Source organism: Erwinia sp. MYb416, assembly GCF_037479575.1.
Classification (GTDB): domain Bacteria; phylum Pseudomonadota; class Gammaproteobacteria; order Enterobacterales; family Enterobacteriaceae; genus Erwinia; species Erwinia rhapontici.
The window spans coordinates 1-1217 of sequence record NZ_JBBGYT010000008.1 but is presented as its reverse complement, the minus strand read 5'-3'; the positions used below and the strand labels follow the sequence as shown (position 1 = coordinate 1217).

2 protein-coding genes are annotated in these 1217 nt (G+C 55.7%); one reads left to right on the top strand and one right to left on the bottom strand.

From position 1 onward, the window contains the following. Positions 1 to 307: ankyrin repeat domain-containing protein (locus WH277_RS00050; RefSeq protein WP_339503623.1), on the bottom strand; the 307-nt coding region annotated here is incomplete at its 3' end. Positions 308 to 452: 145 nt separating this feature from the next. Between WH277_RS00050 and WH277_RS00045 the strand changes: the two genes are divergently transcribed. Then, positions 453 to 1217, top strand: a 765-nt coding sequence (locus WH277_RS00045) for a LysR family transcriptional regulator (RefSeq protein WP_339503621.1), incomplete at its 3' end; no start/stop codon positions are given.

The following is a 1217-nucleotide window of genomic DNA, read 5'->3' as shown; positions in this document are numbered from 1 at the left end:
CAGGCAGCAGCAGGCGCAGCAGAGTGAGATCGTTATTCAGGCAGGCGAGCAAAAACGGATTCAAACAGGTATCGTCCTGCTGATTAATATCGGCGCCCACCTCGATCAACCACGCGACGCAGGTATAGTGCTGATGCTGTGCCGCCAGCGTGATGGCGCTGGTGCGCTGCGCGGTGGTGACATTGAGACCCACCCCGTCCTGCTGGCACTGTTGCAACATGTTCAGATTGCCCTGCCGGGCAGCGTTGAGAAAACGTTGTTTCAGCATGCCGTCGGCGGTGTCTGAATGAGGATAGGCTGATGACATACAGGTTCCCGGATAAGCAAGTGATGGCCCAGGCAATGACAATAGCAGTCTGTAATACCTGGTCCTATCCGTGTAAAAATAATTCACCTGAGATGGCGTTTCTGTTGAATAATAATCAACAAAGAGGGCCAACAGGGAACGTGCGATGAACTCCATTTTTAGTGAAGAGAATTTGCAGGTGTTTGTCACCGTGGTGCAGTGTGGCAGCTTCAGCAAGGCGGCTGTTGAGCTGGGGGTCACCACTTCGGCGGTCAGCTACACCATTAAACGCATTGAAACCGGGCTGGGTGTTCCGCTGTTTGTGCGCCATCCCCGCCGGATTGAACTGACGGAGTCCGGCGACTATTTTTATCGTAAGGCGCTGACACTCCTTAACGATTTCGGCGCCATTCAATACGGCGTCGATGCTGTCGCCCAGGGCGTAGAGGCCAGGGTGCGTATTTGCATTAACCATCTGTTGTATACCCCGCCTCACACTGCACGGCTGCTACAGCTGCTGAAAAAGCAGTTCCCCACCTGTCAGGTGACGGTCACTCAGGAAGTGTATAACGGCGTCTGGGATGCGTTTATCCATCACCAGGCAACGCTGGCGTTGGGGGCACCGGATGTGCCGCTGGACAGGGATGGCATTGACTGTCTGGATATTGGCCGTGTGCGCTGGCAGTTCGCTATCGCGCCCCATCATCCGCTGGCCGCATTGCCTCAGCCCATCAGTGAAGGTCAGATGCGGCGCTATACCAATATTATGGTGGCCGACACGGCACAGATGCTGAACCAGCGCGTTGGCTGGCTGCTGCACGGGCAGGAGGCGATTCTGGTGCCTGACTTCAACACCAAATGTCAGTGTCAGATTCTGGGGGAGGGCATTGGCTTTCTGCCGGACTATATTGTGCGCGACGCCGGGGAGAAG